The sequence below is a fragment of the Nocardia sp. IBHARD005 genome (assembly GCF_052814245.1).
Genome location: NZ_CP199935.1, coordinates 1,996,209 through 2,021,875, shown reverse-complemented (window position 1 = coordinate 2,021,875; position 25,667 = coordinate 1,996,209). Strand labels below are relative to the sequence as shown.

The following is a 25,667-nucleotide window of genomic DNA, read 5'->3' as shown; positions in this document are numbered from 1 at the left end:
CCTTATCGGACTGGGGCTATACCGCTCAAGATGATGCCACAGCGGCGACGCGGCCTACGGCACCGCGTGCCGCGCCTGGTTCAGCGACCGGTGAGTACGACGACGACACCCGGCGAGGTATCCCCCGACTTGGGCGCGACCGTGCCACCGACCTGCTCGGCGATCTCGGTGGCCGCGGCCTTGTCGCCCGCGCCGCCGCCGTAGTACACGGTGGTGGTGGTGAGGTTCGCGCCGCTGTAGTTGCCGGTGCTCACATTGGTCCAGCCCGCGGTGGTCAGTTCGCTCGCGGTGCGCGCGGCCAGGCCGGCGACCAGGCTGTTGTTCAGCACCCGCACCGGCACAGCCTGATCCGCGGCACCCGCGGCGGGAGTCGTGGTCGTGGTCGTCGGTGCGACGGCGGTCGTTGTGGTCGGGGCGGCCGCGCTGGTGGTCTTCGGCGCGGGCGTGGTGGTGGCCTGCGCCTGCGCGACCGCGCTGGAGGTGGTGGTCTCGGTCTGCGCGTCCGATGCCACGGCATCGGAGTTCGACAGCGACATCGCACCCAGACCGGCAAAGACAATGGCCAGCGCGATCAACACCATCGCCAGCGCGCGCAACGGCGGGCCGCCGGGGGTGGGATTCGGGTTGCTCACCCGCCCAACCCTAGCCGCAACAGCGGGTGTGTGGCCCTCATGTCAGACCTGGAAACCGAGTTTGCGGGCGGCACGCGACTTCTGCCTGCTCGCCCGCAGCCTGCGCAGCCGTTTGACCAGCATCGGGTCGGCGGCCAGCGCCGCGTCGGAGTCGACGACCGCGTTGAGGACCTGGTAGTACCGGGTGGCCGACATGGCGAACAGTTCGCGGATCGCGTCTTCCTTGGCGCCCGCGTATTTCCACCATTTGCGTTCGAAGTCGAGGATGTCGAGCTCGCGGCGGCTCAGACCGGCGCTCTCGCCGGCCGCCGAGTCCTGTTCGCCCACAGTGGGGCCGTCGGAGCTGTGCCGAGCTGCTGCGCCGTCCATCTTGCTCCCTCGCCGAGTATCACGAGACGCTGAATACCGTCGTCATTCAACCACGGGTTCCCCGGATCCTTCGACCCATGTCACGGCGTGTTGACTGAAGGCCAGTAGGGGTGGCGCGGCCCACAGGGGTCCGCCGATCGCACGCCCACCCGGGCGGCGATAATGGCGACCATGGCAATTCTCCCGATCGTGATCGTCGGTGACCCCGTTCTCCACAACCCCACCGCGAAGGTGACGGAGACTCCCGGTGAGCTGGCCGAGCTCATCGCGGATATGTACGACACTCTCGAAGAGTCAAAGGGTGTCGGCCTGGCGGCCAATCAGGTCGGCGTCGGCAAGCGGCTGTTCATCTACGACTGCCCCGACTTCGACGCCACCGGCAACCCCGTTCGCCGCAAGGGCGTGGTGGTGAACCCGGTGCTGGAGACCTCGGCGATCCCCGAGACCATGCCCGACCCCGATGACGACGAGGAAGGCTGCCTGTCGGTGCCCGGCGAGCAGTTCCCGACCGGTCGCGCGGACTGGGCGAAGGTCACCGGGACAGACGAGAACGGCGAGCCCGTCGAACTGGAGGGCACCGGCTTCTTCGCGCGCATGCTGCAGCACGAGGTCGGCCACCTCGACGGTTTCCTCTACGTCGACGTGCTGATCGGCCGCAATGCCCGCGCCGCCAAGAAGGCGATCAAGCGAAACGGCTGGGGCACACCGGGTTTGAGCTGGATCCCCGGCACCGTCCCCGACCCCTTCGGTCATGACGACTGAGACATGGCGGCTGGCGCCGCGGTTCTCGGCCCGGAGGCCTCGACCTTCCCTGCCTCCGGGCACTCCTTCGTCGCACCCTCCACTCAGTCCAGATCGAGGCGGCCGAGAACCATGATTCCCCTCGGCCGCCGCGTGGTGATGCGGTATCAGCTGCCCGCGGGTTATCCCCAACCGCTCACCGATGTGATCGGCGAACTGGTGTCGCTGACCCCGCCGTCGGTGCGGACCGCCGAGGGTGAACTGGTCTCGGTGTCCGCTGATCGCGTTGTCGCGTTGAAAGCGCTGGGGCCCAGGCCTATTCGAACCAAGGAGATCCGGTCGCTGGAGACCGCGGCGGCCATGGCCTGGCCGGGCAGCGCGCACCTGTGGATCGACGGCTGGCTGGCGCGGGCGGGCAACGGTTACACCGGGCGGGCGAATTCGGCTGTGCCGCTGGGTGAATCGGGTGTGCCCGCGGTGCTGTCGATCGACACCATGCACAAGATCGCGGACTGGTACACCAGTCAGGGTTTGCCGCTGCTGCTGCAACTGCCCGACCGGCTCGCCCCTGTCCCGCCGACCTGGAACACCTGGAGCGAGACCGTGGTCCTCGGTCTCGACATCGCGAATTTCGTCCTGCCACAAGGACCCTCGATGGTGCGGATCACCGACGTGCCCGAGGACGGTTGGCTGCGGACCCACCGCTACCGCGGCGAGATCCCCCTCGACCCCGCCGTGCGCGAACCGGACCTGGCCGTGCTCACCTCGGTCCTCGACGGCACGGTCGGCTTCGCCTCACTCGGCCTGCCCGAACCCCTGTCCATCGGCCGCGGTGCGGTGACCACCGCCCCCGACGGCCGACGCTGGGTCGGCCTCACCTGCGTGGCCGTTGCGACCGCGCACCGCCGCAACGGACTCGGCGCGCTACTGTGCGCCGAACTGATCCGATGGGGTGCCGAGCAGGGCGCGAGCCACGCCTACGTCCAGGTAGAAGTGGGCAACTCCGCCGCCATGGCCCTGTACCGCGAACTCGGCTTCATCGAACACCACGCCTACCGCTACGCCGCCCCGCAAGGCCAGTAACAAAGCTCCTGACCGTTCATGTTCTAGCAAGAACATGGGTAACTCACCGGGAACCGGCTGACTCCCATACCCCCGCCCCCGCCGGCCGCGTACTAAGCGCGAGACTCACCTGAGTCTGGCCAAAATACGCGGAGAGGCGGATCAGAAAGGACAACGCCACCGTGCGTCTCGCCACTTGGAACGTCAACTCGATCCGCTCCCGCGTCGATCGGGCGATCGCCTTTCTCGACCGCCACGACATCGATGTGCTGGCCTTGCAGGAGACCAAGTGCCGTGACGATCAGTTCCCCTTCGAGCAGTTCGAGGCCGCGGGGTACGAGGTGGCGCATGTGGGGCTCAATCAGTGGAACGGTGTCGCGATCGTTTCGCGGGTGGGGCTCACCGATGTCGAGCTCTCGTTCCCCGATCAGCCCGGCTTCGACAAGGACGCGGGCGATTCGCTGATCGAATCGCCGGTGGTCGAGGCGCGCGCGCTCGGTGCGACCTGCGGCGGGGTACGGGTGTGGAGCCTCTACGTCCCCAACGGCCGCACGCTCACCGACCCGCACTACACCTACAAACTGAACTGGCTCTCGACCCTGCACGCGAAGGCGGCGGGCTGGCTGGCCGAAGACCCCGAGGCCAAGATCGCGCTGGTGGGCGACTGGAATATCGCCCCCACCGACGACGATGTCTGGGCGCCGGAGCTGTTCATCGGCAAGACCCACACCTCCGCGCCCGAGCGCGAGGCATTCCAGTCCATGCTCGATCTCGGCTTCCGCGATGTGATGCGCCCGTTCGCCCCCGGCCCCGGCGTTTACACCTACTGGGACTACACCCAGCTGCGTTTCCCTCGCAAGGAGGGCATGCGCATCGACTTCATCCTCGCCTCCCCCGCCCTCGCCGACCAGATCAAGGACGCTTCGGTGGACCGCGAGGAACGCAAAGGAAAGGGCGCGAGCGACCACGCCCCGGTCATCGCCGAATTCTGAGTGGTCGGCGCGCGTTCTCGGTACGTTGGAGGTGGAAGTTCCAGCCTGCAACGTAGCGGGAGGTGTCCCTTATGTCGTTTTATCGCCGTGTCGGGTCGGTGCCGCCGAAGCGCCACACCCAGCATCGGGATGAGCGCGGCAACCTCTATTACGAAGAGTTGATGGGCGAGGAGGGGTTCGCCGGGGACTCCTCGCTGCTCTATCACCGCGGCTTGCCGCCCGCGATCGTCGATGCGACCGTTTGGGAACTGCCCGACCAGACCTTGACGCCGAATCATCCACTGCACCACCGGCATCTGCGGCTGCCGCTGCTGTTCCCCGGCGATACGGCCACCACGGCCGATCCGGTGACCGGGCGCAGGTTGCTGCTGGCCAATGCCGATGTGCGGATCTCGTACGTGGTCGCCAAGGGCGCGTCGCCGCTGTACCGCAATGCCATCGGCGACGAGCTGGTGTACGTGGAATCCGGTGCGGCCGTGGTCGAGAGCGTGTTCGGGATCTTGCCGGTTCGCCAGGGCGACCAGGTGCTGATGCCGCGGGCGACAACGCACCGCTGGCTGCCGATGGGCGAGGAACCGGTGCGCGCGTATGTGATCGAGGCGTCGAGCCACATCACCCCACCCAAGCGCTATCTCTCGAAATTCGGTCAGCTGCTGGAGAATTCGCCGTACTGCGAGCGGGATCTGCACGGACCACTCGAATTGCTGCTCGTCGAGGACACCGACGTGGAGGTACTGGTCAAACATCGGGCGGGCAACGAGGTGATCGGCACCAGGATGACGTACGCGAGGCATCCGTTCGATGTCGTCGGCTGGGATGGCTGCCTGTACCCGTACACCTTCGATATCGCCGATTTCGAACCGCTGACCGGCCGCGTACATCAGCCGCCGCCGGTGCATCAGGCCTTCGAGGCCACCAATTTCGTCATCTGCAATTTCGTGCCACGCAAAGTCGACTATCACCCGCTGTCGATTCCGGTGCCGTACTACCACTCCAACGTGGATTCCGACGAGATCATGTTCTATTGCGGCGGAAACTATGAGGCGCGCAAGGGTTCCGGCATCGCCCAGGGTTCGGTGTCGGTGCATCCGGGTGGTTATGCGCACGGCCCGCAACCCGGTGCCTACGAACGCAGTATCGGGGCGGAGTTCTTCGACGAAATGGCGGTGATGGTGGATACGTTCCGGCCGCTGCAACTCGGCGAGGGCGCGCTGGCCTGCGAAGATCCGGCTTATGCGTGGACGTGGTCGGGTCGCGGGCCGGGGCTGCGATGAGCGTGCTGCGCGTGGAGGTCCCCGGCGATTCCCTGTTCGGCGCGGAGAACATGCCCTACGGCGTTTTCGCACCGGCGGGCGGCGACTTCCGGGTCGGTGCCCGATTGGGCGATTCGGTGCTCGATCTGGCGGCGCTGCTCGACGATTCGGTGTTCGCCCGTCCCGATCTGAATGCCTTTCTCGCACAGGGCCACAGCCGCTGGCGCGAAGTCCGCGACAGGCTGCGCGAACTCGCAGGCACCGCGCTGCCCGTCGATGCCGTGCACCCGGTGTCCTCGGTGCGGATGGCGCTGCCGGTGCGGATCGGCGATTACGTCGACTTCTACGCCAGCATCGACCACGCCACCAACCTCGGCAGACTCTTCCGCCCGGATAGCGAACCGCTGCTACCGAATTGGCGTCACCTGCCGGTGGGGTATCACGGCAGGGCGGGGACCGTCGTCGTCTCGGATACGGCGGTCATCAGGCCGCAGGGTCAGCGCCGAACAGCTTCCGGCACAACCGATTTCGGACCATCGCAGCGGCTGGATATCGAGGCGGAATTGGGCTTCGTCGTCGGTACCGGCTCCACTCTCGGGGCACCGGTCACCGTCGACGAGTTCACCGAGCACGTCTTCGGCGTCGCCCTGGTCAACGACTGGTCGGCGCGCGATATCCAGGCCTGGGAGTATCAGCCGCTCGGCCCGTTCCTCGGCAAGTCGTTCACCACGTCGATGTCGGCCTGGATCACACCCCTTTCCGCGCTGACACAGGCACGGGTGCCACTGCCGGCACAGGATCCCGAGCCGCTGCCCTACCTGCGCGGCGCCGGCAACTACGGCCTCGACATCGACCTCACGGTCGCCTGGAACGGCGAAGTCGTCGCGCACCCGCCCTACTCGCGCATGTACTGGTCACCCGCCCAGATGCTGGCCCACCTCACCGCCAACGGCGCCTCGATCCGACCCGGTGACCTCTACGCCTCCGGCACGATTTCCGGCCCGGAGCCGTCGCAACGCGGCTCCTTCATCGAATTATCCTGGGGCGGAACACAATCCATCACCGTGAGCGGTCAGGAACGCACCTTCCTTGCCGACGGCGACGAAGTGAGGATCACCGCCACCGCGCCGGGCACCGAGGGAAGGCAGATCGGCCTCGGCGAGGTCGGTGGCCGAATCTGCGCCCCCTATCCCTAGCGGTGCGCCGCGGCGTCCACCCAGGGGCGGAGATGGTACTCGACCTTCCTCCACCCCGAGGCGGTATCGGTCGGATTCGGTCGCGGGATACGGTGACAGTTCGAAACGTTTCCGAACAGAGGTCGCCCGACGATGTTGACGAGAATCGCCCGCACCGCTGTTGCCCGGCCACGGTTGGTGGTCGCGGTCGCACTGCTGCTGATGATCTTGTGTGGCGTGATCGGCGCCACCGCGCACTCGCACATGAAATCGGGCGGATTCGTCACCGAGGATCTCGATTCGGTGCAGGCCAGCCAATACCTGAGCGACCACTTCCCCGGTAGCGAGCCCAACTACGTCCTGACTGTCTCCGCCGAGGACGTGCCGAACTCCACCGCCGCCCGCGATGCCGCCGATCACGTGCTCGCCGTGCTGAGGTCACATCCTGAGGTGAGCGGCGAGGTGCAGTCGTATTGGACCGCGCGCCCCGATCTCAAACAGGCAATGCTCAGCAAGGACCGCAAGCACGCGCTGATCCTGGTCAATATCGAGGGCGACGACGCCGAACTGCCCGTTCGGGCGGCGAAGCTGAGCGAAGAACTGCAGGTCGAGAGCGGTCCGGTCACGATCAAGGCCGGTGGGCTCGCCGCGACCTTCAGCGACATCAACACCCAGATCAGCAAGGATCTGATCATCGCCGAGGCGATCGCGATCCCGATCACCGGTCTGCTGCTGGCGCTGGTGTTCGGCAGCCTCATGGCCGCCGCGCTGCCGGTGGCGATCGGGCTGTTCGCCATCGCGGCGTCACTGGGCATTCTGCGAGTGCTGACCGCTCTCACCGACGTGTCGATCTTCGCGCTGAACATGACCACGGCACTCGGACTGGCGTTGGCGATCGATTACAGCCTGTTCATCGTCAGCCGGTATCGCGAGGAATTGACCGCGGGCGCTACCCCGGCAGCGGCGGTGATCCGCGCGATCCGCACCGCTGGTCGCACGGTCGTGTACTCGGCACTGGTCGTCGCGCTCTCGCTGTCGGCACTGCTGGTGTTCCCGCAGTACTTCTTCCGGTCCTTCGCCTATGCGGGCATCGCCGTGGTCGCCGCCGCCGCGGCCGCCGCGGTGATCGTGCTGCCCGCCCTGCTCATCCTGGTCGGTCATCGCATCGATGCCGGCGACCTGCGCGCACCGATGCGCCGGCTGTTCCGGCTGGCTCCCAGGACGGAAAAGGAACCGCGTCAGACGGCTTGGTATCGCCTTGTCATCGCCGTGATGAAGCGGCCGATGTCGATCGCGCTGGCCACCACCGCGTTCCTCCTACTGCTCGGCGCGCCGTTCCTCGGTGTCCAGTTCGGCTATCCCGACGACCGGGCGCTGCCGGCCGATGTTGCCAGTCGCGAAGTGGGCGACATCCTGCGCACCGAATTCAACGCCGACCTCGCCTCCAGCGCGACCATCGTGCTGCCCGAATTCCGTGGCAGCGCGGCGGAAATCGACACCTACGCCCGCGAGCTGTCCAAGGTGCCCGACGTACCGGCCGTCCTCAGCAGCGCGGCGGTGTATCGCAACGGGATGCGGGTGGCCGCGGGCGTGCCCGAGATGACGGACCCGCAGCACGGCGCCTATCTGTCGGTCGCGACCGCACTCGACCCCTACTCCACCGCGGGCGGCGACCAACTCGACACCCTGCGCACCGTCGCCGCACCGTCGAAGGCCCTGATCACCGGCCCGGGGGCGCTGAACCAGGACTCGGTCACCGCGATCACCGGCAAACTGCCGCTGGCAGGCGCGCTGATCGCGATCACCACCCTGGTGCTGCTGTTCCTGTTCACCGGCAGCGTGGTGTTGCCGATCAAGGCGCTGATCCTCAACATCTTGTCGCTGGCGGCGACGTTCGGCGCGATGGTGTGGATCTTCCAGGAAGGCCACCTGTCGGGCCTGCTCGGCTTCACCGCCACCGGCACCCTCAACCTGGCCATGCCCATCCTCATGTTCAGCCTGGCCTTCGGCGCGTCCATGGACTACGAGGTCTTCCTGCTGTCGCGGATTCGCGAGGAATGGCTGGCCGGGCCGAAGACCACCGAGGGCAATACCGAGGCCGTCGCGATGGGCGTGGCCCGCACCGGGCGCATTTTCACCGCCGCCGCGTTGCTGATGAGCATCGTGTTCCTCGGCGTCGCCACCTCGGGTGTGTCGATGATGAAACTGTTCGGCCTCGGCTGCGCGCTCGCGGTGATCAGCGACGCGACGGTCATCCGCGGCCTGCTCGCCCCCGCGCTCATGCGGATGATGGGCACCTGGAACTGGTGGTCGCCCAAGCCCCTCGTCGTGCTGCACAACAAGTTCGGGCTCGATGAGGCCGAGGACGCCGCGCACGACGCATCGAAGCGGCTCGACTCGGCGTCGGTGTAGCGACCCGCGCGCGCGATCGGTCCGGTCTATCCCCGGGCGGGTCGCGATTCACGGCGGGTATCGTCGGCGGGGCAATTCACACCAACGGGGGCTCGCACCAGCGGGCTGAGAGGACGGCTAGCCCACTCGGGCGTCAGGGCCGTCGACCGTATGAACCTGACCGGGTAATGCCGGCGTAGGGAGGAAGAATCATGGGCTCGAGCACGTCTTCTGACGGGACGATCGACACCGTCACCACCGGTCCGATCCAGGGCAGCGTCAAGCACTACCAGGAGGTAGACGGCCTGCGCATCCCGGTTCGCCGCATCAACCTCACCAACGGCGACCACTTCGATGTCTTCGACACCTCCGGTCCGTACACCGACGACACCGCGGTGATCGACCTCGAAGCAGGCCTGCCGAAACTGCGCGACGAATGGGACTCCCCCACCGTCGACGGCCCGCCGACCCAGCTCGCCTGGGCTCGCCAGGGCATCATCACCCCCGAGATGCGGTTCATCGCCGCCCGCGAGGGTGTCTCACCCGAACTGGTGCGTGACGAGGTCGCGCTCGGTCGCGCGGTGATCCCGGCCAACCACAACCACCCGGAGCTGGAGCCGACCATCATCGGCAAGAAGTTCCTGGTCAAGATCAATGCCAATATCGGCAACTCGGCGGTGTCGTCGTCGATCGCCGAAGAGGTCGAGAAGATGGTGTGGGCCGCGCGCTGGGGCGCCGACACCATCATGGACCTGTCCACCGGCAAGAACATTCACGAAACCCGCGAGTGGATCCTGCGCAACTCCCCGGTCCCGATCGGCACCGTCCCGATCTACCAGGCGCTGGAGAAGGTGAACGGTGATCCCACCAAGCTCACCTGGGAGATGTACCGCGACACCGTGATCGAGCAGTGCGAGCAGGGTGTCGACTACATGACCGTGCACGCGGGCGTGCTGTTGCGCTACATCCCGCTGACGGCCAAGCGCGTCACCGGCATCGTCTCGCGCGGTGGATCCATCATGGCCGCTTGGTGTTTGGCCCATCACCAGGAATCGTTCCTGTACACGCACTTCCGTGAGCTGTGCGAGATCCTGGCGAAGTACGACGTGACCTTCTCCCTCGGTGACGGCCTGCGCCCCGGCTCCATCGCCGACGCCAACGACGAGGCCCAGTTCGCCGAGCTGCGCACCCTCGGCGAGCTCACCACGATCGCGAAATCCTATGGCGTGCAGGTGATGATCGAGGGCCCCGGCCACGTGCCGATGCACAAGATCGTCGAGAACGTTCGCCTCGAGGAAGAGCTCTGCGAAGAGGCGCCGTTCTACACCCTCGGCCCGCTGGCCACCGATATCGCGCCCGCCTACGACCACATCACCTCGGCAATCGGCGCTGCGATCATCGCCCAGGCAGGCACCGCGATGCTCTGCTACGTCACGCCGAAGGAACATCTCGGCCTGCCCAACCGCGACGACGTCAAGGTCGGCGTGATCACCTACAAGATCGCCGCCCACGCCGCCGACCTCGCCAAGGGTCACCCGCACGCCCAGGACCGCGACAACGAACTGTCCAAGGCCCGTTTCGAATTCCGCTGGCACGACCAGTTCGCGCTCTCGCTCGACCCTGATACGGCCCGCGAGTACCACGACGAAACGCTGCCGGCCGAGCCTGCCAAGACCGCCCACTTCTGCTCGATGTGCGGTCCGAAGTTCTGCTCGATGCGCATCTCGGCCGATGTGCGCGAGTACGCGGAGAAGCAGGGTCTCACCGATGTGGCCGCCATCGAGGCGGGCATGGCCGAGAAGTCCGCCGAGTTCGCCGACCAGGGCGGCAAGGTGTACCTCCCGGTCGTCTCCTGACTGCTGCACCACCGTCGACGCCCGTCCGATCTCCGTGATCGGGCGGGCGTCGTACTGTGCGCACGCGCATGGTGCCGCGAATGCGATACCGGCAGCAAGCCCAGGATGCCGGGTCCGATCAGCACCCGCACCTTTCTGGACGCAACCCTGGATTTCGGGGCTTTCGCTCGCTGCGCCGATCGGTCACGCTGACGGTCGTGCCGACCGCCGGCACGCCGAGTACTGGAGTGAATCAATGAAGCGCATCGTCGCCGGAGCCCTCGCGGCCGCCGCCCTGTCCCTCGCCGCCCCCCTCGGCACCGCCCAGGCCGCGCCGCTCCCGGTCGCCGACTCCGGGTCTTCGTCCATCGGCTGCCCCTCCGACACCAGCCCGTGTGTCTGGCGCCCACTGTTCGACCTGTTCACAGCCCTCTACACGGGCAGCGCCTAGGCCGACCAGACGGGCGCGACCCGGCTGGCGGGTCACGCTTACGTCGCGCGAACAGCAGCTCCGCAATCGAATTGGGGGGCCGACGTCGCCCACCGCAGCACCCTGACCGATGCGGCGGTCATGGTGGCGATTTCGGGCCGACGTCGCCCACCGCGGCAACCTGACCTATGCGGCGGTCATGGTGGCGATTTCGGGCCGACGTCGCCCACCGCAGCACCCTGACCGATGCGGCGGTCATGGTGGCGATTTCGGGCCGACGTCGCCCACCGCAGCACCCTGACCGATGCGGCGGTCATGGTGGCGATCGGTGGAGCCTCCGGGCCGCGCGCATCACCGCAACAGACCAGGATCGTGGCGCGGGGTAACGTCGGCTAGGTGGCCGATGCTTTCTATCTCCAGGACCCCGCGGACCCGAACCGGTATCTCTCGACCGAGCTGACCAGGGGCCCTTGGTCGCCGGACGCCCAACACGCCGGACCGCCATCGGCGCTGCTCGGGCATGTGATCGAGCGATGTGAGCCGCGGGCGGGATTCCAGGTCGGGCGGGTCGCCGTCGAGATTCTCGGGCCGGTGCCGCTGGCTCCGCTGACCGCGCAGGCGAAGGTGGTGCGGTCGGGGCGCAGTGTCGAACTGATCGAGGCGACCCTGTCCACGGAGCGCGGGCCGGTGATGCAGGCCAACGCGTGGCGGCTCAAGCTCGCCGAGCCCGCGCTGGATCTGCCCGCGGAGTTCCTGCCGACCGGTACCAGGCCGCTACCCGCCGCGACCGAGCCGGAGGCGTTTGCGTCCGAGCAGGAGATCGGTTTCCACACCGGCATCGAATACCGTTTCACCACAGGCTCTTTCGCCGCGCCCGGTCCCGCCGTGTGCTGGATCCGGTTGAAGTACCCGATCGTCTCGGGCACCACCCCGAGTCCGCTGGAACGCACACTGGCCGCCGCCGATTCCGGCAACGGCGTCAGCGCCGTCCTCGACTGGTCGAAGTACCTGTTCATCAATACCGACCTCACCGTCACCCTGCATCGTCAGCCGGTCGGTGAGTGGGTGTGCCTTGACGCGGTCACCCATCCCCAGCCGCACGGCATCGGCCTCGCCGAATCCGCGCTGTTCGACGAGACCGGGCCGTTGGGTCGCAGCACCCAAACGTTGCTGCTGGCGCCGCGCTAGGGACGCGGCTTCACCAAGTCGGTGTTGCCGTGCTCGAGCAGTTCGGAATCGAAGGTGCTGTCGGTGCGGAACGGGTCACCGGTGCCCGTGGTGATCAGCTCGTACAGGCTCTTGGTGATGTAGCCGCCCCAAGCGTTGGCGCACACTTCGTAGCATTCGTCGGCGGGCCGCAAACCCACATGGGTGAAACGGATTTCGGTGCCACCGTCGCGTTCGGTGAGGTCGAAAACCACGTCGGTGCCCTCCCATTCGGTGGTGTCGGCGATGAAGGAAATGTAGGCGTCGGTGACATGCCAGACCAGGCGCTTGCCGGGGATCGACTCGGTGGTGGTCATGGTGCAGCGGTGGGCGCCGGGTACCTCGAAGTGATAGCTGTCACCGACGGCGCCCGTGGCGCCTTCGATGGTTTCATTCCACCAGCCGCGAACGTTGTTGATCGCCGCGAACGCTGCCTGCGGGGTGGCGTCGACGGTGGTAGTCGCGGTGAAGTTGTTGTCGCTCATTGCTTTTCCTTCGGTTCAGCCGTCCAGATGCTTCCGGAGGGCGTCGAAGCGGCCGTCCCAGTCGCTGGCCATGGCGGCCAGAAACTGCTGGGCCACTTGCATGGGAGCGGAGTCGAGGCGATAGCGCACTCGGCGCCGCTCCCCCGGTTCCGCGATCACCAGACCCGCATCTGCCAGCAGGGCAAGGTGTTTGGCGATCGCCTGCCTGGTGATGGGCAGGCGATCGGCGAGGTCGGTCGCGGTGGCGGGTCCGTCGGCGGCGAGGGTGGCCAGCACCGCTCGCCTGCTCGGATCCGCCAGTGCGACGAAGACTCGTTCGGCGGTCGCCTCTAACTCAGGCCGCATCGAGGTACTCGGCCAGCTCACCCAGTTCGCTCTTCCAGCCACCGATATTGCCTTCGAACGCCTCTTTGTGGGCGCTGTCGGGCAGCTGGGCGAACCCGGTCTCGACGACGGTCAGCCGGGTGCCCTCGCCCGCGGGCTCGAGGGTGAACTCGACGTAGGTGCGCCGCGGGTCATCGTCGGGCAGTCCATTGATCGGCCAGGTGTAGCCGAATACCGATGGCGCCTCGACCCGCTCGACTCGAATGTCGGCCGCGAATCCTTCCTTCCAGGTCATCCGCATAGCCCCGCCCGGCCGCAGGTCGATCTCGGCGGTATTGCCGAACCAGCTCGCGAGCCCTTCAGCAGTGGTGATCGCCGCCCACACCTTCTCCTGCGGATGCGCGAACTCGACGGTCCGCACGATCTGATCAGGGAATCCCATGATGCCTCCTAGAGAGTTGCAACTGAATGGTTGCAACTCAGAGTATTGCAACCATTCGGTTGCGTCAAGGGTTGATCCGGCGTAATCGTGCAATCGGCCGCGTTCCAGTCAGTTTTCTGACTGGAAGCCGTCGAATTGCACGATTACGCCAGTCCACGTCCGAAACGTCTGCGGCGCACTACTTCCGCCGCCTCGTCGGCGCACTCGTCGAGGTTGCGTAGGACATCGTGCGCCGAGTAGCGCAGCACGAACCAGTGGTGGATCACCAGCCAGTTCTGCCGACGCCGGTCGCGGCGGAAATTCACGCGGTCGTGGTGGAATTCCCAGCCGTCGATCTCCACCACGGTGCGGCTGCGATGATCGACGAAGTCGCAGGTGAAAGGGCCGACCGGTTCATTGGCTGCCAGGTGCAGGTTCCGCCGCGCTAGCGCACGGGCGAACAACCGCTCGGGCTCCGACATCGGCCGCAGCGCAGCGTGCCGCAACTGCCGTCGAAGCGCGGGGACGCCGTGTCGGCCGGTTTCGCACAGGCTGGACAACTCGACCGGGTCGACGGTGCGGCACAGTTGTTCGTCGATCAGCAGGTCCGCATCTTGTGCGGGCAAGGTGGGCAGACAGTCGAGTACCGTTTGCGCCGCGGTGGTCATGGGCAGTTGGGCCAGGTCGTCCAACGCGTCTGCGGGCAGATCGCGCCGGTAGAGCCGCAACCACGCCGGGGTCTTGCGGTAGCGTCCGGTCGGTACGGTCGCCTCGAACGCCTGCGGCTCGGGCAGCATCGCCCGCAGCCAGGCCGCCGTTCGGTGACTGAGATGCGCGTCAGGTAACCATTCGACAATCGCGGCGCATCGTGCCAATGCTGTCGGCGCACCCTCGCAGTACACCTCCGGTAGCAAGCGGACGTATCTGCCGCGGCGACAGCGGTCACCGATCGTGCTCGAGGCAACGCCCTCGGCGAGCAGCTGCGCGCGGGTGACGACTCTGTCCATGCCTGGCATTCTGCGCGGACGCCGACACAGAAAGTTCCGCTCAACCGCCCCCTGTGGACAACACGCGGGTTGTGGATAACTGTCCGCTTCGTACTTGGACGCGGCCCGCCGGTTCGGCGTGGTGACCGGCCGCCGTGCAGCTCACCCGATCCGCAGTAGCAGCCAGCGGCGCGCTAGGCCGGTTCTACCCGTTGTACCCGCCTGGAGTGAGCGTGCAAAACGGCGCTCGAGAATCAGTTTTCTGATTGTGTGGCGCCCGATTGCACGATTACGCCAGGCGAGCGTCGGGGTGTGGTGGCCGGGTCAGTGGCGACCGGGTGATGTGGAAGCCTTTGGGACCATTCGGACGGCGACGATGGCTATGCCAGCGGCGGAGATGTAGGACGTGGTGGTGAAGGCATGGTCGGTGGCTTTCAGGTGGTCGTGCCGACGGAGTCGAGGATCGAGGGCGCCGCGGTGGTCTGCCGGTGCGGACTACGCGTTATCGAAGCGGGTGTCGACGTAGGACTTGAAGTCGACCTTGCCGGGGATGGCCTTGGCCTTGGTGAAGGCGTCGGCGATCTCCTGTTCGGAGGCGATGACCTGGTCGGAGAGCTTGATCGGTTCCTTGATCGAGCGGGTCCAGGTGGTGCGGGAGGCGTCGACGCTGATCTGGGTCAATTCGGCGTATTCGGTCGACCAGGTGTCGAGGTTGTCCGAGGACCACTTGGTGGCGGCGGCGTAGCGCTGGAAGAAGTCGGCCAGCGCAGCGGATTTGCCCGCGTCGGCGACGGTCTTGGTGCCCGCGACCCAGAAGTTGTAGCCGTTGGCGGCCTGGTCGGCGGTGGCGATCGACTTGGCGCCGATCTCCTTTTCGGCGATGGCGGTGTAGGGGTCCCAGATGCAGGGCGCTGCCGAGTTCGAGCAGTTTCGGGTCCAGCTGGCGGATGCCCGAGAAGGTATTGAGATACGGCGGGAAGAACACGCCGAGCGCGATCAGGTAGACCTTGGGTTCCTCGCCGATGCCGAACCAGATGATGAACAGCGGGATCAGGCCGAACAGCGGGATGGTGCGGATCATCTGCAGCGGCGGGTCGACCGCGTACTCACCGATCTTGCTCAGGCCGGCGAGCACACCGAGCACCAGCGCGAGCACCGCACCCAGCGCGAAGCCGTACAGCGCGCGCTGGCCTGACACCAGCAGGGCCTCGGTGAGCTGGCCGGATCGGTAGGTTTGCAGGCCCGCGTCCAGCACCGCGGACGGCGCGGGGAGCTTCTTGGCGGGGATCGAGCCGCTGGCGCTGGCGAGCTGCCAGATGAGCAACACGGCGATCGGCGAGAGCGCACGAAGGAACCCGGGGCGGCGGTACAGCGGGATCCGTCGCTCGCCGGTTTCGGTGGGCCTCTCCAACAGCATGCGAGCATGGTGCCCGCCCGAAGCGGTATACCAACAGGGTTCGAATCAGCTAGAGGATTTGTCGGCTCTGCTGGAGATCTGCTGTACCGACCAGCTATTGCCGTCGGGGTCGCTGAAGAAGACGAAGCCGACATTGTCGAGCGGATGCGGGACAGGCCGCGGATTCTTGCCGAGCTCCTGCACCTCGCTGACCTCGACCCCCCGCGCCACCAGCTCCGCGTGCGCCTGCTCGATATCAGAGACCACGAGTTGCAGGCCCTTGAGCGAGCCGGGCGGCATCTGCGGCACGGCACCCTTGCCGATGACGATCGAGCAGCCAGAGCCGGGTGGGGTGAGTTGCACGATGCGCACGTCGTCGGAGATCACCGTGTCGTGGTCGACGGCGAAGCCGAGCTGGGTGGCGTAGAAATCCTTGGCCCGGTCGATATCGGAAACCGGGACGATCACAACTTCCAGAGTCCAGTTCACTACGCGCCTCCGCGTTGTAGTCCGGGTGAGGTACCAAGTCTGCCAGCCCGTACACAGCCCGGCCCGGTATTCCTGATGTGTCGCTGCCCGGCGTGCACAGCCCGGGTCGGGCAACCCCGATAGCGGTCAGGACTTACGTTCCCAGCGCCAGGCGAATTCACCGGTAGCAGGAGGCGGGCCCGGCAGCTGCCCCGCGAAGGTCAACCCGTCCACCATCAATGCGAGAACCCGTTGGCGCAGTTCGGCAGTGCGCACCGGGTTCGGCATGGCGATGGCCGAGCAGGCCTCGAGGATCAGGCCCAGGTCGAGTGCGTCGACGTCGGGCCGCAGCCGGCCGCTCGCGTGCGCACGGCGGACCAGCTCCGCACCGACCTCGCCCGAGTGCATGACGTCAGGCAGCATCGACTCGTCGGGGGTGAAGGTGCCTGCCAGCCGCACGGTGAGTGAGTGCACGTCGGCCTCGACGACCCGTTCCAGAAATCCGACGAATCCCCGCCAACCATCCGAATCTGCCAGCGCCGCATCGGCTTCCGCGTTGAACCGGCGCAGCCCTTCGTGGCAGAGCGTGCGCAACAGCACCTCCTTGCTCGGATAACGCCGATAGAGCGCGCTGATCCCGACCCCCGCGCGTTCCGCGACGGCGGCGATCGGCGCGTTCGGATCGTCGAGGAACACCGCGCGGGCGGCATCGAGGATCAGTCCGTCGTTGCGCGCGGCCTGCGCCTTGCGGCCGGGCAAGCGCGGCTGATCTGCGGTTTCGGTCTGCTTTGCCATGAATATCAGCCTACCACTTGAAACGGAATGATCCGTTCTGCTACATTTGGAACAGAACGAAACATTCCGTTTCAGTAGGAGGAGTCGACATGGCCACCATCACCCCGTTCCAGATCGAAGTTCCGCAGGCTCGGCTCGACGATCTCGCCAACCGCCTGCGTGGCGCCCTCTACCCGGACGAGCTGCCCGGCGCCGGCGACGCGTACGGCGTGCCCGCCGGTCGGGTCAAGACCCTCGCCGACTACTGGCTCGAAGAGTTCGATTGGCGCGCAGTGGAATCCGAGCTCAATGCCTACCCACAGTTCACCACCGAGATCGACGGCGAGGACATCCACTTCCTGCACATCCGCTCCTCGCGCGCCGATGCGACGCCGGTGATCCTCACCCACGGCTGGCCCGGTTCGGTCCTCGAATACCTCGACGTGATCGCGCCGCTCACCGAGCCGGCATCGGCCGATCAGCCCGCCTTCCACCTGGTCATCCCGTCGCTGCCCGGTTTCGGCTTCTCCGGCCCCACCCGCAGTACCGGCTGGAACCGCTACCGCACCGCCCGCGCCTGGGCCGAGCTGATGGATCGCCTCGGCTACCAGCGCTACGGCGCCATCGGCAACGACGGCGGCTCGATGGTCTCGCCCGAAATCGGCCGGATCGCGCCCGGCAACGTGATCGGCGTGCACGTCACCCAGCTGTTCTCGTTCCCCTCCGGCGACCCGGCCGAGTTCGAGGGCCTGTCCGAGGCGGATATGGCCGCGCTGCACCATCTTCAGTGGTTCCACGAGAACAAGATGGCCTTCAACACCCTGCACAGCCAGCAGCCACAGACCTTGGCCTACGCGCTGGCCGATTCCCCGGTTGGCCTGCTCGGCTGGAACGCGCAGCTGTTCGGCGAATCGCTCGACGCGCGGTTCGTGATCGCGAATGTGGCGCTGTACTGGCTCACCGGGACGGCCGGATCGTCGCTGCGCTTCTACTACGAGGACGCGCACGCGGGCGAGCAACCGACCGAGCCGACCACGGTCCCGACGGGGCTGGCGATGTTCGCCGGCGATTTCCAGTCGATCCGCCGGTTCGCCGAGCGCGACCACAGCAAGATCGTGAGCTGGAATTCCTACGACACCAGCACGGGCAAGGGCGGCGCGAACGACGCGGCCGGGCACTACGCCGCGCACGAGGCACCCGAGGTGCTGGTCGGCGACATCCGCGAGTTCTTCGCCGGGCTCGCCTGATTCGATCAGGTGCCGCGGCCCACGCTCCCCTCATCGGCGCGTGGGTCGCGGCCCATTCGAATCATGCACCAGCGCAGTGTGATACGCGCACCAAAGTGGCCAATCAGTGCTGCTCGTGCAGTTCACCCCAGGCCGGGAACGGATCGGGGTAGCCGGTCCACGCGCTCGCGCCCGCCGCGAACTCGGCGTCGGTGAGCAGCGCGGCGTCGAGCTCGCGCCGGACGGCGGGTGCGTCGAGGCGCACCCCGATGAACACGAGTTCCTGTCCGGCGGGAACTTCCAGCTCCGACCACCACGCGCCGGGTTCGAAGGTGATATTCGGACCGGCCTGCGACCAGATCGCCGCCAGCTCGGGGCGGCTCGCGATCCAGCAGAATCCCTTGCTGCGCAACATCCCCCGCATTCGCGCCAGCACGTCGGCGAGCCGCTGCGGATGGAACGGGCGATCGGCGATGAAGCTGATGCTGCTGATCCCGTATTCCTCGGTCTCGGGAGTGTGCCCGCCCGCCAATTCCGCTGCCCAGCCTTCGGATTCGGCGGCGACCTCCGGGTTGTAGCGGCCGGTGGCGAGCACCTCGGACAGGCCGACCACGCCCTTCTCGGTGCGCAGCACGTGGGCGCGCGGGTTGAGCCTGCGCACCGTCGCTTCGACGGTGGCCGCGGCGTTCGCGCTGACCAGGTCGGTCTTGTTGATCAGCAGCACATCGGCGAACTCCACCTGGTCGACCAGCAGATCCGCGATCGAGCGGGCGTCACCCGCACCCGCTTCGAGATCGCGTTCGGCCAGCGCTTGTCCCCGAACCAGTTCGGCGAGGAAGGTGGAGGCGTCGACGACGGTGACCATGGTGTCGAGCCGGGCGATGTCGCCGAGTCGGAACCCGTCGTCGAACTCCCAGTCGAAGGTGGCGGCCACCGGCATGGGTTCGGAGATTCCGGTCGACTCGATCACCAGCTGATCGAAGCGGCCCTCGCGGGCCAGGCGGGCGACGGCCTCGATCAGGTCCTCGCGCAGGGTGCAGCAGATGCAGCCGTTGGTGAGCTCGATCAGCTTTTCCTCGGTCCGGTCGAGGTGCCCCTGGCCCGCGACCAGCGCCGCGTCGATATTCACCTCGCTCATGTCGTTGACGATGACCGCGACCCGGCGGCCGTCACGGTTGGCGAGGATGTGGTTGAGCAGCGTGGTCTTGCCCGCGCCGAGGAAGCCGGACAGCACGGTGACGGGCAGCTGTGTCAGGGAATTGGTCACGAGAGTTAATGGTAATGGTTTTCATTTGCAGTGCAGAGGCGGGGCCCCGCACAGACGCGCGCGAGCCGTAGGGTTGGGGCGTGAAGATGTTGCCGCTGACCCCTGATGGCCAGACCCCCGTTCGCGCGCTCACCATCGCGGGCACCGACTCCGGTGGCGGCGCAGGCATCCAGGCCGATTCGCGCACCATGGCACTCTGCGGGGTGCACGCATGCGTGGCGGTGGCCGCGGTGACCGTGCAGAACACGGTGGGCGTCAGCGGTTTTCACGAGATCCCGCCGCAGATCGTGGCCGATCAGGTGCGGGCGGTCGTGCGCGATATCGGCATCGGTGCGGCCAAGACCGGCATGCTCGCCTCCACCGCGATCATCGAGGCGGTCGCCGGAGTATGTCGTGAGCTCGGCATCGGCGGCGACGGCACCATCCCGCTGGTGGTCGATCCGGTCGCGGCCTCCATGCACGGCGATCCGCTGCTACACGCGGAAGCCCTCGAGGCAGTACGTAATACGCTGATTCCGCTCGCGACGGTCGTCACCCCGAACCTCGACGAGGTGCGCCTGATCACCGGCATCGAAGTGGTCGACGACGCCACCGCGCGCAAAGCCGCCGAGGCATTGCACGCGCTGGGCGCGCAGTGGGCGATCGTGAAGGGCGGGCACCTGCGCGCGTCGGAATTCAGCACCGATCTGCTCTACGACGGCGACACCTTCCGCGAGTTCACCGCGCCGCGCATCGCCACCGGCAACGACCACGGCGGTGGGGACACCCTGGCCGCGGCGATCGCCAGCGCGCTCGCCAACGGCTACTCGGTGCCCGACGCGGTGGAGTTCGCCAAGGAGTGGACCTACCGCTGCCTGGCCGCCTCCTACGACCTCGGCGCGGGTCACGGGCCCGTCTCCCCGCTCTGGAGACTGCGCACCGATGCATAATCGGCGCCGACGCGCAGCGTTGCATGGCCGGAGCGAACGCGCCGGTACGCCTAGCGTGGCGTCCGAAACTTGTCGGTGCCCAGGTTCATACTGAACTCATCGCACCCCAGCCGACCCCAACGGCGTGATCGGCGAGAACAACGGAGTTCGTGTCGGGCGCGATGGATCGACGCAGACAAGCAACCCCCAGAACATGGGTAACTCACCGAGTCGAGCTAGCCCGTTCCGCGTGCCCCGCCGACGCAAGCCCGACACTGCCTAAGTGTGGCTAGAAGTCACGCAGAGGCGGAACAGAATGCCGAGCGCAGGGGTTTCGACGGGTCGATTGTCACCCCGTTGAAGCGAGCATGCGCCTGCGCCAATGCCGAGATACTCTCGGCCAGATAGTCGACGAAGCGCTCGACCGGCATCGCCGAGACTTCGCGTTGATTCGCGCCGAGCCACCAGTCCGTGGCCGAGGCGACCGCGCCGAAAATCGAATAGTTCACCAATTCGATCCCGGTCACATCGATCGATTCCGTGGGGAGCAGGCCCGCGAAGAATTCCGCTGCGCGCCTTGCCGATTGACGGGCCGCGACCAGGGCGCGTTCGGTTTCCTTGACCTGCTGGCTGAAATGGCTGTGCAGCATGAACCGAAAGACATTCGGGTGTGCCGACACCACCGCCACGTATTCGGTGGCCGCGGTGTGAACGAGTTCGGCGATGGAATCGTCGGTGAGATTCACACTGGTGAGCACACGCTCCCAGAGCATGTCGCGCACGCGGTCGACGATCGCGTTGTAGAGGTCGGTCTTGTCCTCGAAATGGCGATACAGCTTCGGCTTGGCCGCGCCGGCCTCCTTGGCGATATCGCCCATACTCACATCGGGCCCGACCTGGTCAAGTGCCCGGAAAGCCGCATCGACGAATTCGATACGCACCTGCACGCGATGCTCGCGCCAGCGTTCGGTCCGCGCGTCGACACGACGAAACGGCGCCTCGTCCGTTTTGGGGTAACCGCGCGTCACGGTAGTAATACTAGGGCGGGCCACACCGGGGGTTACGCACCCCACCGAGAGTGGAAACACATTTGCTGGAACGGCAAGAATTCTGGCGGTCACCGCAGGTACCGATGCACTATCGGATGATCCTTTCACCCTGACTGACCAGGAGTATCGATGACCGAGACCGTGGCGAACGCCGAAGAGTTCTGGGAAGACTTCTACCGCGAACGTGCGCAGATCTGGACCGGTAACCCGAACCCACTTCTGGTGCGTGAAGTGTCGGAGCTGAACCCGGGGACCGCCCTCGATCTGGGCTGCGGCGAGGGCGCCGACGCCATCTGGTTGGCCGAGCGCGGCTGGCAGGTCACCGCGGTCGATATCTCGGCGACCGCGATGGAGCGCGGTGCGCGGCGGGCCGCCGAGGCCGGGGTGACGATCGTGTGGGACCGCCACGACCTGCAGGCGAGTTTCCCGGCCGGCACCTTCGACCTGGTGTCCGCGCAATTCCTGCACTCGCCGGTGGAGCGGCCGGACGAGCGAGCCGGGATCCTGCGCAGCGCGGCGGCCGCCGTCGCGCCGGGCGGGGTGCTGGTGATCGGCGCGCACGCGGCCGCGCCGAGCTGGGCCTCCAGCGCGATGCACGATCATGTGTTCCCGACCATCGAGCAGGTACTCGAGCAGCTCGAACTCGGGCCCGACTGGCAGGTCGAGACCGCCGAGCTCGTCCACAGCCCGTCGACCAGCCCCGACGGCGTGGCCGGCGAGCGCGCCGACAGCGTGCTGCGCGTGCGTCGCGGCTGATCACGATCCCCAGCAACCTCCCAGCCCGGTCCCAGCTCGGTGGCAGCGCGGCCATCGAGCCTAGGTGTCATGACTCAGACCGAGGCCGAGCAGAAGGCCATGGAGAGCAGCCGCGCGCCGGTGCTCGACGTAGTGATACCCGTCTACAACGAGGAGGTTGATCTCGGCCTGTGCGTGCGTAGGTTGCATGCCTATCTGCGCGCCGGGTTCCCGTTCACGGCCCGCATCACCATCGCCGACAATGCCAGCACCGACACCACCCTCGCGGTGGCCGAGCTGCTGGCGGCGGAACTCGACGGCGTCGAGGTACTGCACCTGGACGCCAAGGGGCGTGGGCGGGCGTTGCGGACCGCGTGGGAAGGGTCGGATGCGGCGGTGGTCGCGTACATGGACGTCGACCTGTCGACCGACCTGAACGCGCTGCTGCCGCTGATCGCGCCGCTGGTCTCCGGGCATTCCGATCTCGCGATCGGTACCCGGCTGGATTCGTCGGCCCGCGTGGTGCGCGGACCCAAGCGTGAGATCATCTCCCGCTGCTACAACCTGCTGCTGAAAACCACACTGCGGGCTGGTTTTTCGGATGCGCAATGCGGATTCAAAGCCGTGCGCACCGAGGTCGCTCGCGAGCTGCTGCCGCTGGTGCGCGATGGCGAGTGGTTCTTCGATACCGAGCTGCTGGTGCTGGCCGAGCGGGCGGGTCTGCGGATTCACGAGGTGCCCGTCGACTGGATCGACGATCCCGACAGCCGGGTCGACATCATCGATACCGCGCGCAAGGATCTGCGCGGGATCTGGCGGTTGACCAGGGCACTGGCCACCGGCGCGCTCCCGTTGGACCAGTTGCGGGCCGCCGTCGGGCGTGAACCGCTGGTGGCCGGGGTGCCGCTCGGCATGGTCGGCCAGCTGGTGCGGTTCGCGATCGTCGGGGTGACCTCGACGCTCGCCTACATCGCGCTGTACCTGCTGTTGCAGCCATTGGCAGGCAGCCAGGGCGCCAATCTGGTGTCGCTGCTGCTCACCGCGGTGGGCAATACCGCCGCCAACCGGGCGTTCACCTTCGGTGTGCGCGGACGCGGCAACGCGGTGTCGCACCAGTTCCAGGGCTTGGCCATCTTCGCGTTCGGGCTGGCGATCACCAGCGGGTCGCTGTTCGCCCTGCACCGCTGGGCTCCCGACGCGCCCGTCGCGGTGGAGCTCACCGTGCTGATCACCGCCAATCTCGTTGCGACACTTGTTCGTTTCGTCGGTCTGCGCTGGGTTTTCCGGAACGTGGGCACCCCGGTCTTCGCGCACTCAACCCACCCCGCCCCGGCGTTCGGCGCTACCGACAGCGGCTCCGAATCGGCACAGCGCCTTGGCGCGTTGGAGGTGCGTCGATGACTACGACCATCGCCCCCTCGTCTGCCCCGGACATCGTGAAAGCCACGACGACCAGAAAACGGTGGGAGCGACCGGCATTGGCGGTGCTGCTCCTCGGCACGCTGATCGCCTATCTCATCAATCTGAGCGCCAACGGGTGGGCCAACGACTTCTATGCCGCGGCGATACAGGCGGGTTCGCAATCGTGGGAGGCGTTCTTCTTCGGTTCCTCCGATGCCGCGAATTCGATCACCGTGGACAAACCGCCCGCTTCGCTGTGGGTGATGGAGCTTTCGGTACGGCTGTTCGGGCTCAGCAGCTGGAGCATGCTGGTGCCGCAGGTCCTGCTCGGCGTGGCCAGTGTCGCGCTGCTGTGGGCCACGGTGCGTAGGTCGTTCGGGCCCGCGGCGGGGTTGATCGCGGGCACGGTTCTCGCGGTGACTCCCGTTGCGGTGCTGATGTTCCGGTTCAACAATCCTGACGCGCTGCTCGTATTGCTGATGATCGCGGCCACGTGGGCGATGACGCGCGCGGTCGCGGACGGGCGGTGGCGGTGGTTGCTGCTCACCGGCGGGTTGATCGGATTCGGCTTCCTCGCCAAGCAGTTGCAGGTGCTGCTGGTGGTGCCGCCCTTGGCGCTGATGTTCCTGATCGCCGGACCGCCGAAGCTGGGTAAACGGGTCGCCCAGCTGTTCGCCGCCGGTGCGGCAATGGTGGTCGCGGCGGGCTGGTGGTTGCTCGCGGTGGAGCTGTGGCCTGCGGATTCCCGGCCGTGGATCGGCGGATCGCAGAACAATTCGATCATCGAGCTCACCCTCGGATACAACGGGCTCGGGCGGTTGAACGGCAATGAGACCGGCAGTGTCGGGCCGGGTGGCGCACTGCCCGCGGGCGGGAACGGACTGTGGGGCAGCACCGGGATCACCCGGATGTTCGAATCCGCGCAGGGCGGTCAGATCGCGTGGCTGATTCCGGCCGCGTTGCTGGCGCTCGCGGTCGGGCTCGTGTTGCGCGGCCGAGCACCACGTACCGATCGCCGTCGCGCTGCGCTGATCCTTTGGGGCGGTTGGCTTCTCGTCACCGGGCTGGTCTTCAGCTTCATGGCGGGGATCTTCCACCAGTACTACACGGTGGCGCTGGCGCCTGCTGTCGCGGCGCTGGTGGGGATCGGGGCCGTGCAGATGTGGGGTGCGCGCGATCGGCCGTGGGTGCGGTGCGCGTGCGCTGTCGCGGTCGGGCTCACCACGGCGACTGCGTGGATATTGCTGTCGCGCAGCGCTTCCTTCCAGCCGTGGTTGCGCTGGGCGATTCTGGTCGTCGGTGTTGTCGCCACCGTTGCCTTCATGTTCCCGCTGGCCCGCAAGCAGTCGGTGATCGCCGCGCTCGCCGCCGCCTTCATCGGACTCGCGGGCCCTATCGCGTACTCCGTCGACACCCTCGCGTCCACGCACTCGGGTGCGATTCCGTCCGCTGGACCGAGTGCCGGTGGAATGCACGGAATGGGTTGGCCCGGAATGCCTCCCGGCGGAGACGGCGACAAGCCAGGCGCCGACGGATCCGCCGCGACAGGTGCCGGGGACGGTGCGCCACAGGGTGGCACTTCCCCGGGCGCGCAGACCGGCATGCCCGCGGACGGTGGTGCGCCCGGGCAAGACGGCGCGATGCCCGGCGGCGCGGCGTCGCCGGACGGTTCCGCGCAGGGTGCGACCGCCCCGGACGGCATGTCGATCGGTGGTGACCAGCGCATGGGTGGCGCGGGTGGGCTGCTGGGCGGATCACGTCCGAGCGACAAGATCGTCACCCTGCTCGAGGCGAACGGCACCGACTACACCTGGGTCGCGGCAGCGCTCGGCTCCAACAGTGCTGCCGGGTATCAGCTCGCCACCGAACTGCCGGTGATGCCGATCGGCGGATTCAACGGCACGGATCCGTCGCCAACCCTCGAACAGTTCCAGCAGTACGTGGCCGACGGAAAGATCCACTACTTCGTCGCCGGTGGACGCGGCGGTCCCGGCGGGAGCAGCGAGTCGACCAGCTCGGCGATCACCGCGTGGGTGACGGCCAACTACACCGCGACGACAGTCGACGGCGTAACCCTCTACGACCTCACCCCAGCGAAGTAGTAGCCGTCCCGACGAGGCTGGACCCCAGCGGATCACCCC

Annotated in this window: 25 protein-coding genes, 1 pseudogene and 1 riboswitch; of the genes and pseudogenes, 14 read left to right on the top strand and 12 right to left on the bottom strand. The window is 67.1% G+C overall.

What is annotated here, in order from left to right:
* Window positions 1-80 precede the first annotated feature (80 nt).
* Both ACTWPB_RS09520 and ACTWPB_RS09515 read right to left on the bottom strand, forming a co-directional pair.
* On the bottom strand, window positions 81-632 hold the full coding sequence (locus ACTWPB_RS09520) for a LytR C-terminal domain-containing protein (RefSeq protein ID WP_446225301.1): 552 nt from the start codon (window positions 630-632) through the stop codon (window positions 81-83).
* Between the two features lie 42 nt (window positions 633-674).
* Window positions 675-1,001, bottom strand: a complete 327-nt coding sequence (locus tag ACTWPB_RS09515; protein ID WP_446225300.1) for a DUF3263 domain-containing protein — start codon at window positions 999-1,001, stop codon at window positions 675-677.
* 171 nt (window positions 1,002-1,172) lie between these two features.
* Between ACTWPB_RS09515 and ACTWPB_RS09510 the strand changes: the two genes are divergently transcribed.
* The 9 genes from ACTWPB_RS09510 to ACTWPB_RS09470 all read left to right on the top strand — a co-directional run bounded on the left by ACTWPB_RS09510 (window position 1,173) and on the right by ACTWPB_RS09470 (window position 12,068).
* On the top strand, window positions 1,173-1,763 hold the full coding sequence (locus ACTWPB_RS09510; RefSeq protein ID WP_446225299.1) for a peptide deformylase: 591 nt from the start codon (window positions 1,173-1,175) through the stop codon (window positions 1,761-1,763).
* Between the two features lie 111 nt (window positions 1,764-1,874).
* Window positions 1,875-2,825, top strand: a complete 951-nt coding sequence (locus tag ACTWPB_RS09505; RefSeq protein ID WP_446225298.1) for an N-acetylglutamate synthase, CG3035 family — start codon at window positions 1,875-1,877, stop codon at window positions 2,823-2,825.
* A 161-nt stretch (window positions 2,826-2,986) separates the two neighbouring features.
* The gene (locus ACTWPB_RS09500; protein ID WP_446225297.1) at window positions 2,987-3,796 is read left to right on the top strand and encodes an exodeoxyribonuclease III; all 810 of its coding nucleotides are present in this window, start codon (window positions 2,987-2,989) and stop codon (window positions 3,794-3,796) included.
* Between the two features lie 71 nt (window positions 3,797-3,867).
* On the top strand, window positions 3,868-5,070 hold the full coding sequence (locus ACTWPB_RS09495; RefSeq protein ID WP_446225296.1) for a homogentisate 1,2-dioxygenase: 1,203 nt from the start codon (window positions 3,868-3,870) through the stop codon (window positions 5,068-5,070).
* Window positions 5,067-6,245, top strand: a complete 1,179-nt coding sequence (gene fahA, locus ACTWPB_RS09490; RefSeq protein WP_446225295.1) for a fumarylacetoacetase — start codon at window positions 5,067-5,069, stop codon at window positions 6,243-6,245. Before ACTWPB_RS09495 ends, fahA begins: the two co-directional genes overlap by 4 nt.
* A gap of 132 nt (window positions 6,246-6,377) precedes the next feature.
* Entirely contained in the window at window positions 6,378-8,636 is a 2,259-nt protein-coding gene (locus ACTWPB_RS09485) for an MMPL family transporter (protein WP_446225294.1), read from the top strand.
* 74 nt (window positions 8,637-8,710) lie between these two features.
* Window positions 8,711-8,835: riboswitch (TPP riboswitch) on the top strand.
* Window positions 8,828-10,471, top strand: coding sequence for a phosphomethylpyrimidine synthase ThiC (thiC, locus tag ACTWPB_RS09480; RefSeq protein ID WP_446225293.1), 1,644 nt, complete (start codon window positions 8,828-8,830; stop codon window positions 10,469-10,471). It overlaps the preceding riboswitch by 8 nt.
* Window positions 10,472-10,706: 235 nt before the next feature.
* Window positions 10,707-10,901: a hypothetical protein gene (locus ACTWPB_RS09475; RefSeq protein WP_446225292.1), complete on the top strand. Its 195-nt coding sequence runs from the start codon at window positions 10,707-10,709 to the stop codon at window positions 10,899-10,901.
* A 375-nt stretch (window positions 10,902-11,276) separates the two neighbouring features.
* On the top strand, window positions 11,277-12,068 hold the full coding sequence (locus tag ACTWPB_RS09470; RefSeq protein WP_446225291.1) for a thioesterase family protein: 792 nt from the start codon (window positions 11,277-11,279) through the stop codon (window positions 12,066-12,068).
* Here the strand turns inward: ACTWPB_RS09470 and ACTWPB_RS09465 are convergent.
* From ACTWPB_RS09465 to ACTWPB_RS09430, 8 genes and pseudogenes are all read right to left on the bottom strand, one after another.
* Window positions 12,065-12,571, bottom strand: a complete 507-nt coding sequence (locus ACTWPB_RS09465; protein WP_446225290.1) for an SRPBCC family protein — start codon at window positions 12,569-12,571, stop codon at window positions 12,065-12,067. The genes ACTWPB_RS09470 and ACTWPB_RS09465 overlap by 4 nt on opposite strands.
* A 15-nt stretch (window positions 12,572-12,586) precedes the next feature.
* Window positions 12,587-12,916, bottom strand: coding sequence for an ArsR/SmtB family transcription factor (locus tag ACTWPB_RS09460; RefSeq protein ID WP_446225289.1), 330 nt, complete (start codon window positions 12,914-12,916; stop codon window positions 12,587-12,589).
* Complete coding sequence (locus ACTWPB_RS09455; RefSeq protein WP_446225288.1) at window positions 12,906-13,337, bottom strand: SRPBCC domain-containing protein; 432 nt, start codon at window positions 13,335-13,337, stop codon at window positions 12,906-12,908. The genes ACTWPB_RS09460 and ACTWPB_RS09455 overlap by 11 nt, the downstream gene beginning before the upstream one ends.
* A 143-nt stretch (window positions 13,338-13,480) precedes the next feature.
* On the bottom strand, window positions 13,481-14,323 hold the full coding sequence (locus ACTWPB_RS09450; protein ID WP_446225287.1) for a DUF559 domain-containing protein: 843 nt from the start codon (window positions 14,321-14,323) through the stop codon (window positions 13,481-13,483).
* A gap of 474 nt (window positions 14,324-14,797) precedes the next feature.
* Entirely contained in the window at window positions 14,798-14,983 is a 186-nt protein-coding gene (locus ACTWPB_RS09445; RefSeq protein ID WP_446226572.1) for a hypothetical protein, read from the bottom strand.
* Window positions 14,984-15,242: 259 nt separating this feature from the next.
* A pseudogene (locus tag ACTWPB_RS09440) lies at window positions 15,243-15,719 on the bottom strand (ABC transporter permease); the annotation flags it as partial.
* Between the two features lie 45 nt (window positions 15,720-15,764).
* Window positions 15,765-16,187 carry a VOC family protein gene (locus ACTWPB_RS09435; protein WP_446225286.1) on the bottom strand — a complete coding sequence of 141 codons (423 nt, stop codon included), beginning with the start codon at window positions 16,185-16,187 and terminating at the stop codon, window positions 15,765-15,767.
* A 126-nt stretch (window positions 16,188-16,313) separates the two neighbouring features.
* Window positions 16,314-16,961: a TetR/AcrR family transcriptional regulator gene (locus ACTWPB_RS09430; protein ID WP_446225285.1), complete on the bottom strand. Its 648-nt coding sequence runs from the start codon at window positions 16,959-16,961 to the stop codon at window positions 16,314-16,316.
* Window positions 16,962-17,050: 89 nt separating this feature from the next.
* Between ACTWPB_RS09430 and ACTWPB_RS09425 the strand changes: the two genes are divergently transcribed.
* Window positions 17,051-18,187: an epoxide hydrolase family protein gene (locus ACTWPB_RS09425; RefSeq protein ID WP_446225284.1), complete on the top strand. Its 1,137-nt coding sequence runs from the start codon at window positions 17,051-17,053 to the stop codon at window positions 18,185-18,187.
* 103 nt (window positions 18,188-18,290) lie between these two features.
* On the opposite strand, the gene ACTWPB_RS09420 is transcribed toward ACTWPB_RS09425, so the two are convergent.
* The gene (locus tag ACTWPB_RS09420; protein ID WP_446225283.1) at window positions 18,291-19,433 is read right to left on the bottom strand and encodes a GTP-binding protein; all 1,143 of its coding nucleotides are present in this window, start codon (window positions 19,431-19,433) and stop codon (window positions 18,291-18,293) included.
* Between the two features lie 80 nt (window positions 19,434-19,513).
* Between ACTWPB_RS09420 and thiD the strand changes: the two genes are divergently transcribed.
* Window positions 19,514-20,362, top strand: a complete 849-nt coding sequence (thiD, locus tag ACTWPB_RS09415) for a bifunctional hydroxymethylpyrimidine kinase/phosphomethylpyrimidine kinase (RefSeq protein ID WP_446225282.1) — start codon at window positions 19,514-19,516, stop codon at window positions 20,360-20,362.
* Window positions 20,363-20,637: 275 nt separating this feature from the next.
* Here thiD and ACTWPB_RS09410 read toward each other — a convergent pair whose 3' ends face one another.
* The gene (locus tag ACTWPB_RS09410; protein WP_446225281.1) at window positions 20,638-21,462 is read right to left on the bottom strand and encodes a TetR/AcrR family transcriptional regulator; all 825 of its coding nucleotides are present in this window, start codon (window positions 21,460-21,462) and stop codon (window positions 20,638-20,640) included.
* A 57-nt stretch (window positions 21,463-21,519) separates the two neighbouring features.
* Here ACTWPB_RS09410 and ACTWPB_RS09405 point away from each other — a divergent pair, with 57 nt between their 5' ends.
* From ACTWPB_RS09405 to ACTWPB_RS09395, 3 genes are all read left to right on the top strand, one after another.
* Complete coding sequence (locus tag ACTWPB_RS09405) at window positions 21,520-22,146, top strand: class I SAM-dependent methyltransferase (RefSeq protein ID WP_446225280.1); 627 nt, start codon at window positions 21,520-21,522, stop codon at window positions 22,144-22,146.
* Between the two features lie 69 nt (window positions 22,147-22,215).
* A complete protein-coding gene (locus tag ACTWPB_RS09400; protein ID WP_446225279.1) occupies window positions 22,216-23,526 on the top strand; it encodes a glycosyltransferase in 1,311 nt (436 codons plus the stop codon).
* Window positions 23,523-25,628, top strand: coding sequence for a glycosyltransferase family 39 protein (locus tag ACTWPB_RS09395; RefSeq protein WP_446225278.1), 2,106 nt, complete (start codon window positions 23,523-23,525; stop codon window positions 25,626-25,628). Before ACTWPB_RS09400 ends, ACTWPB_RS09395 begins: the two co-directional genes overlap by 4 nt.
* Window positions 25,629-25,667 lie beyond the last annotated feature (39 nt).

Coding starts and splice junctions, on each gene's coding strand:
- ACTWPB_RS09515 (WP_446225300.1), bottom strand. CDS start 1,001: ATGGACGGCGCAGCAGCTCGGCACAGCTCCGACGGCCCCACTGTGGGC.
- ACTWPB_RS09510 (WP_446225299.1), top strand. CDS start 1,173: ATGGCAATTCTCCCGATCGTGATCGTCGGTGACCCCGTTCTCCACAAC.
- ACTWPB_RS09505 (WP_446225298.1), top strand. CDS start 1,875: ATGATTCCCCTCGGCCGCCGCGTGGTGATGCGGTATCAGCTGCCCGCG.
- ACTWPB_RS09495 (WP_446225296.1), top strand. CDS start 3,868: ATGTCGTTTTATCGCCGTGTCGGGTCGGTGCCGCCGAAGCGCCACACC.
- fahA (WP_446225295.1), top strand. CDS start 5,067: ATGAGCGTGCTGCGCGTGGAGGTCCCCGGCGATTCCCTGTTCGGCGCG.
- ACTWPB_RS09485 (WP_446225294.1), top strand. CDS start 6,378: ATGTTGACGAGAATCGCCCGCACCGCTGTTGCCCGGCCACGGTTGGTG.
- thiC (WP_446225293.1), top strand. CDS start 8,828: ATGGGCTCGAGCACGTCTTCTGACGGGACGATCGACACCGTCACCACC.
- ACTWPB_RS09475 (WP_446225292.1), top strand. CDS start 10,707: ATGAAGCGCATCGTCGCCGGAGCCCTCGCGGCCGCCGCCCTGTCCCTC.
- ACTWPB_RS09465 (WP_446225290.1), bottom strand. CDS start 12,571: ATGAGCGACAACAACTTCACCGCGACTACCACCGTCGACGCCACCCCG.
- ACTWPB_RS09460 (WP_446225289.1), bottom strand. CDS start 12,916: ATGCGGCCTGAGTTAGAGGCGACCGCCGAACGAGTCTTCGTCGCACTG.
- ACTWPB_RS09455 (WP_446225288.1), bottom strand. CDS start 13,337: ATGGGATTCCCTGATCAGATCGTGCGGACCGTCGAGTTCGCGCATCCG.
- ACTWPB_RS09450 (WP_446225287.1), bottom strand. CDS start 14,323: ATGGACAGAGTCGTCACCCGCGCGCAGCTGCTCGCCGAGGGCGTTGCC.
- ACTWPB_RS09430 (WP_446225285.1), bottom strand. CDS start 16,961: ATGGCAAAGCAGACCGAAACCGCAGATCAGCCGCGCTTGCCCGGCCGC.
- ACTWPB_RS09425 (WP_446225284.1), top strand. CDS start 17,051: ATGGCCACCATCACCCCGTTCCAGATCGAAGTTCCGCAGGCTCGGCTC.
- ACTWPB_RS09405 (WP_446225280.1), top strand. CDS start 21,520: ATGACCGAGACCGTGGCGAACGCCGAAGAGTTCTGGGAAGACTTCTAC.
- ACTWPB_RS09400 (WP_446225279.1), top strand. CDS start 22,216: ATGACTCAGACCGAGGCCGAGCAGAAGGCCATGGAGAGCAGCCGCGCG.
- ACTWPB_RS09395 (WP_446225278.1), top strand. CDS start 23,523: ATGACTACGACCATCGCCCCCTCGTCTGCCCCGGACATCGTGAAAGCC.